Source organism: Mammaliicoccus fleurettii (assembly GCF_003970575.1).
In the GTDB taxonomy this organism is placed as follows: domain Bacteria; phylum Bacillota; class Bacilli; order Staphylococcales; family Staphylococcaceae; genus Mammaliicoccus; species Mammaliicoccus fleurettii.
The window spans coordinates 1-5,689 of record NZ_RXWZ01000040.1; the positions used below are offsets into that span (position 1 = coordinate 1).

Annotated in this window: 8 protein-coding genes; 5 read left to right on the top strand and 3 right to left on the bottom strand. The window is 29.1% G+C overall.

The features are described from left to right. Nucleotides 1-91 precede the first annotated feature (91 nt). The gene (locus tag CD129_RS03300) at nt 92-1,438 is read left to right on the top strand and encodes a PepSY-associated TM helix domain-containing protein (RefSeq protein WP_115337303.1); all 1,347 of its coding nucleotides are present in this window, start codon (nt 92-94) and stop codon (nt 1,436-1,438) included. 91 nt (nt 1,439-1,529) lie between these two features. Here CD129_RS03300 and CD129_RS13150 read toward each other — a convergent pair whose 3' ends face one another. The 3 genes from CD129_RS13150 to CD129_RS03310 form a co-directional block, all read right to left on the bottom strand. Beyond that, nucleotides 1,530-1,694, bottom strand: a complete 165-nt coding sequence (locus CD129_RS13150) for a hypothetical protein (protein ID WP_170167665.1) — start codon at nt 1,692-1,694, stop codon at nt 1,530-1,532. A gap of 94 nt (nt 1,695-1,788) precedes the next feature. Further along, on the bottom strand, nt 1,789-2,652 hold the full coding sequence (locus CD129_RS03305; RefSeq protein WP_115337302.1) for a cation diffusion facilitator family transporter: 864 nt from the start codon (nt 2,650-2,652) through the stop codon (nt 1,789-1,791). A gap of 177 nt (nt 2,653-2,829) precedes the next feature. Further along, complete coding sequence (locus CD129_RS03310) at nt 2,830-3,540, bottom strand: transaldolase (RefSeq protein ID WP_115337301.1); 711 nt, start codon at nt 3,538-3,540, stop codon at nt 2,830-2,832. 197 nt (nt 3,541-3,737) lie between these two features. Here CD129_RS03310 and CD129_RS03315 point away from each other — a divergent pair, with 197 nt between their 5' ends. Genes CD129_RS03315 through CD129_RS03330 form a run of 4 tightly spaced genes read left to right on the top strand, consistent with a single transcriptional unit; the run spans nt 3,738 to nt 5,686 of the window. Then, nucleotides 3,738-4,586 (top strand): MBL fold metallo-hydrolase, encoded by an 849-nt coding sequence (locus CD129_RS03315; protein ID WP_115337300.1) that lies wholly within the window; start codon nt 3,738-3,740, stop codon nt 4,584-4,586. 46 nt (nt 4,587-4,632) lie between these two features. Continuing rightward, complete coding sequence (locus CD129_RS03320) at nt 4,633-4,935, top strand: hypothetical protein (protein ID WP_078357594.1); 303 nt, start codon at nt 4,633-4,635, stop codon at nt 4,933-4,935. 41 nt (nt 4,936-4,976) lie between these two features. Further along, complete coding sequence (gene crcB / locus CD129_RS03325) at nt 4,977-5,342, top strand: fluoride efflux transporter CrcB (RefSeq protein WP_078357595.1); 366 nt, start codon at nt 4,977-4,979, stop codon at nt 5,340-5,342. Then, nucleotides 5,339-5,686 (top strand): fluoride efflux transporter FluC, encoded by a 348-nt coding sequence (locus CD129_RS03330; RefSeq protein ID WP_078357596.1) that lies wholly within the window; start codon nt 5,339-5,341, stop codon nt 5,684-5,686. Before crcB ends, CD129_RS03330 begins: the two co-directional genes overlap by 4 nt. Nucleotides 5,687-5,689: the final 3 nt, after the last annotated feature.

Below are 5,689 nucleotides of genomic sequence, written 5' to 3' on the forward strand. Positions count from 1 at the left end.
CATAATTAACTTATATATCTTATTGTAATTCAATATAAAAAATTATACCTTTAAATTGTTACATTATTAATTTGAAATTGAGGTTAAAATTATGCATAAAATTTTTAGTCCTATAAGAAGATTACATTTTTACGCTGCTTTCTTTATTACACCATTATTATTAACACTCTCTCTTACAGGTATTGGTTATTTATTTTATACAAATGTAGAAAATAATATTTACCAAGATGAGTTCTTTTCAGATAGTCATACTAAAGGACATCAATCATTAGATGATGCTATACAAGAGATAAGAGATGTATACAAAGGCTATGAAATACAAAAAATAAGTATTATGGACGAGCCATATAATAATAGAGTAACTATTGGAGATGAAGATGGTGAATCAAGATACATATTCTTAGATGAACATAACCAAAGAGTTGCTAATCAAAATGCAAAATTTACATATTCTAATGTGTTAAGAGAAACACATAGTTCACTTATGGTTGGAGGAAGTTTTGTAAATTACTTAGTAGAGTTAGCAGCATGTTGGACAATATTCATGATTATATCCGGCGTGTATTTAACTTTTAAATCTAACGTATTGAAAAAAACAAAAAAGAAAACTTCATTTCTATTTAATAGACGAATACATGCCATAATAGGATTGATTATAGCTATTCCTATTTTTATCATCGTCTTAACAGGATTACCATGGTCAGCATTTATGGGGAAACAGATAAATCAGTTTGCTGAAGAACATCCTAAATTAGGTTATTCAGCGTTAAAAGCTACGCCACCTGAATCTGAAGATAATGAACTACCTTGGGCAACAAGAAATAAAGAAAAACCATCATCAAAAAAAGATCCACATGCAGATCATCATGGAGCAACTAGCAGTGTAATAGGAGCAGAAGGACAGCAAAGTCTTGAAAGTATAATATCACAAGCTGAAAATGCTAAAGTAAAAAAACCATTTTCAATCGTGTATCCAGCAGATGATAAAGGTGTGTTTACAGTTTCTAAAAGCAGTAATACTGGAGTGACTGGTTTAGACGTTGCACCTAAAGAAGAAACAACAGCATACTTCGATCAATACTCTGGAAAACGCTTAGGTCAAGTAGACTACGAAGATTATGGAATCGTCGGCAAATGGTTTAGCTTTGGTATACCATTACATGAAGGACATTTATTTGGTACTGCTAATAAAATTATTAATTTAATAGTATGTCTAACATTTATTGCAGGAATTATATTTGGATTCCTGACATGGATGAAACGAAAAAATGCCAGCTCATTCAGTGCACCACAATTGAAAGGCAGCATACCATATGGTCTAATAGCGTTTTTAATAGTTTTAGGAATCATAATGCCTTTATTTGGAGCGTCACTAATAGTCGTCGGTATTGTCGAATACTTTATCTGGAAAAAGCAAAAGAAAATTTCTCAAAAATAAGAAATTAAATATAGAAAAATGCCTACAAAGCTCAAACTTTGTAGGCATTCATTTTATGGATTTAAAAATCATCATTAAATGAAGATTAGTTTTAGTTATTACTTTCATCATAATCACTACATACCGCTTCTAACAAATTTTTCAAATCATTATCGTCCATATCATCTGGAACACGTACTTTAATTAAATGATTTTGATCTGTTATCACATGAAAATAATGATGATCATTTTCAAAGCCTTTACCTAGTATTTGCATGAATAACATCCCCTTTAGATATTTTCAATACCAATACTTTTATATTATCATACTTATTTATATTAAAATGAAATTAAATTACAAATATATTATTTTACAAATTTGGTTCAGCATGTACATATGAAGAATAAACACCTGCTTCACGCAATTGATTTTCGACTAAATCACATATATCATGGGCTTCATCGAGTGTTAAATTTTTATCTACAACGATTGTTACATCTAAAAATACACTATTCCCATGATATCTTCCTTTTATGGATGGAATACCAATTACACCTGGGATATCTTCAATTTCTTCTATGTAATTATTTAAATCTTGTTCATAAAAGCCGTCGCTTAACGTAAAAATAGATTCTTTGAATATTGTAAAACCCGTATAAACAATAATGGCTCCTAGTATAACTGCTAAAATTACATCGACTATTGGAAATCCAAATTGAGTAAATATTAGCCCTATTCCTGTTCCAATACTGACTATTGCATCTGATAAATTATCTTTAGCAGCAGAATTTAATGAAGTACTTTTTGTTTTTTTAGATAATTTTGAGTTAAACAAATATACGCAAAACATAATAACACCACTCAACATACTTACCCAAATTGTTAATGTACTTGGCTCACTATAATCTCCCTGTATTATTTTAGGGATATTAGTAGATATAACTTCAATACCTACGAACATGATGATGAATGATACGATTAACGTTGTAATGTTTTCAGTTTTCATATGTCCATAAGGATGGTTTTTATCTGCAGGCTTGATTGAAATTTTCAAACCTATAATAACTGCAACTGAAACAAAAATATCTGTTAAATTATTTAAACTATCCGCTCTTAATGCTGATGAATTATAAGTTGTACCTACAAAGTATTTTAAAATTGATAAAATTATATAAGTTACTAAACTTATATATGCCCCTCTTTGTGCAATTCTTAAATTGTTAGCCATATTCAACACTCCATTTTTTCACTGAAGTTTGATTATATAACAAAATTTAATACAAAGTAATGAATTAGTTATAGTAAAATAATATAAATTATTTTGCTTATTTATGTTTTAGGTATACCTATTTTAAAAAATCAAAAATAAAAAAACAAGCCACTAATAGTGACTTGCTTTTAAATCCTTTGATTAAAGAATGCTTAATCCACTAGCTTTAATATCTTTAGCGAATCCTTTTACAGTATCCACTGATAATTCATTAACATCTCTACCAATGTTTGGTACTTTTGCTACTACGTCTTTTGGACAAGTGATGATATCTACACCGATTTCATCAGCTTGGACTACATTGAATAATTCTCTACAACTAGCCCATAGCAATTTAACGCCTTCTTTACTGTGACAAACTTTTTCTGATTCTTTCATTAACGGTAATGGATCTACACCTGTGTCTGCAATTCTACCAGCAAATACTGATACGTACGTTTCAACACCTGGTTTAATTACATCTACTATTTCTTTTACTTGCTCTATTGTATAAACAGCTGTTACGTTTACTTTTACGTTATTTTCAGAAAGCTGTTTAATGAGTGGAATCATTGATTCACCTTGAGTATTTACAACTGGGATTTTAACGAATACATTTTCACCATATTGTTTTAATATTTCAGCTTCTTTAGCCATTGTTTCTATATCATCTGCAAATACTTCAAATGATATTGAAGCATCTGGAATTTCTTTAACTACTTCTTCAGCAAATGTTTTATAATCTGTAACGCCAGCTTTTTTCATTAAACTAGGATTAGTTGTAAAACCGTCTACTTCTTTATTCTTATACGCTTGCTTCATTTCCTCGATGTCTGCACCATCTGCAAATACCTCTACTTTAAGATTACTCATGAAATTCATTCCTTTCTAACTTATGTGAATTTATCGTACCACATTTTGCAATCGCTTACTAAGTTATTTGATTTAAATAACATTTCTTGAGTTATTATAAATGTTTTTTAAGTCGTTTTATGTCATAATTAGCATAAATATAAATTTAAAAATAATTGTAAGTAATATAAAACCAATTACTTAGGTGGTGTATTTTGATGGCTGAGAACTTAGAAACTATTAAACACTTCAAGCTATATACAACTGGATCCTTTTTAGGTGACGAAGCAGTCATCAATAGTAGTAATAAAAGTCTAGTTGAACGGTACTATATCTTCTCATATTATTTAGAGATAAATGATTTTAAAATATTAATAAATACTGGCTTTTCTGAACATGTTAAACCAAGTACAGACTTAAAAACTTTAAAGCTTTTTCATAGACAAGACTACAAAATATTCGAAACCTTGCCTAGTCAATTATTAAAGGATCATGTGCACCCTGATGAAATAGATTATTGCATAATTACTAACTTTGCTAGCCACCATATTGGCTATTTAAATGCTTTTAAAAATGCTACTATCATTACTTCAAACGAAGCTTACCATGACTTCATTACTCAACAAGTATCTAATAATAATCTTCAATTAAGTTTTCACGTAATGCCTGATGATTTTAAAGAACGCATTGAATTTATAGAAGACTTTGTACAGACTGAACATCCTATTTTAGGCAAAGGTTATAAAGTCTTTAATCAAGATGCAATTGTTAGTTACAATCTACCAGGTGCAATGCCAGGACAGTTCGGATTAATGCTGAAGTTTTCAAATTTAATTATTTTTATGTGTAGTGATGCTGCTTGGTGTCGCTCAAATATTGAAAAAAATGTTTTACCAACTAAAAGATTATTGCGTAATGCTTATAACGGTGAACTTTTCATTGAAACTCACTCTAAGTTAATAGATTTAAAAAAAGAGATGGAGCCACCGTTTTTCATTATCCCTAGTCACTGTAAAAAGATGGATGATTTTCAAGAAGTAATGCAATTATTAGATGCAATAAAATAACTTGTATGTTAATATTGACGATTATATGGAATTTTTGGAGGGCATCATGGATAAAGCTAAACGCTATTTTTATATATCAGTTGTACTCATAATTATAAGCTTATTTTTAAGTGCGCAGAATCCACTTATTGAAACAATGTTTGGATCTTTAGTTTCACTTGTGTTAATAAGTAGTATTTTAAACGGTATTTTGATACTTATTGCAGTTATTACTACTGATAAGTCAATAAAGCATCAAACTGATGAACACAAAACAATTTCTAAATTAAATAAACTATTACCAATTGTTCTATTCATCGTCATTATTTATCACATTGTCGTTATAATTAAATTCTTTGGAATAATTTAAGAGAAACATTATGTTTCTCTTTTTTTAATGAGGAGGTTTATATGAATTATTTAGCTATATTTATAGGCGGTGCTTTCGGTGGAGGTTTAAGGTATTTAGCATCATTGGTCATTTCAAATACTACATTCCCCTTCTCAACTCTACTTATAAATGTAATCGGTGCTTTTCTAATGGGTATTTGTTCAACTTACTTTATAAATTATTTTAAAGCACATCCAAATATCAAAAAAATGATAACAACTGGATTTATTGGCGCTTTCACTACATATTCTTCACTCAGTTTAGATACTGTCGTTTTATTAGAAAATGGTCATTTTCTATTGGCCAGTCTATATTTAATCACTAGCATGTTACTTGGATTTATCTTTATAGCACTAGGTTATAAGAAAGGATCAAAACATTCATGACACTTATATACATTATGATAAGTTCAGGTATTGGCGCAGTATGTAGACAGTTTGTTAATGTTACGCTTACTAAATATTTTGCCTATTCATTTCCTATAGCAACTTTAGTCGTTAACATTCTTGGTAGTTTAATGATAGGTTTTGTTGCACAGTATTTAAATTCAAGCTCATTAAGTTATGCAATAATTGCGTTAGGATTTTGTGGAGGATTCACTACTTTTTCAACACATATTTTAGAAATTTATGAACAATATTTATTAAAATCATATAAAAAGCTTATAATCTATTTATTATTAACAATTATACTTTCGATTGGTTCTTGTTATTTAGGCTATCATATTTAAATA

Excerpts from the sequence above, each read along its gene's own strand:
- CD129_RS03315 (WP_115337300.1), top strand. The coding sequence starts at position 3,738 with ATGGCTGAGAACTTAGAAACTATTAAACACTTCAAGCTATATACAACT.
- CD129_RS03310 (WP_115337301.1), bottom strand. The coding sequence starts at position 3,540 with ATGAGTAATCTTAAAGTAGAGGTATTTGCAGATGGTGCAGACATCGAG.
- CD129_RS03320 (WP_078357594.1), top strand. The coding sequence starts at position 4,633 with ATGGATAAAGCTAAACGCTATTTTTATATATCAGTTGTACTCATAATT.
- CD129_RS13150 (WP_170167665.1), bottom strand. The coding sequence starts at position 1,694 with ATGCAAATACTAGGTAAAGGCTTTGAAAATGATCATCATTATTTTCAT.
- CD129_RS03300 (WP_115337303.1), top strand. The coding sequence starts at position 92 with ATGCATAAAATTTTTAGTCCTATAAGAAGATTACATTTTTACGCTGCT.
- CD129_RS03330 (WP_078357596.1), top strand. The coding sequence starts at position 5,339 with ATGACACTTATATACATTATGATAAGTTCAGGTATTGGCGCAGTATGT.
- crcB (WP_078357595.1), top strand. The coding sequence starts at position 4,977 with ATGAATTATTTAGCTATATTTATAGGCGGTGCTTTCGGTGGAGGTTTA.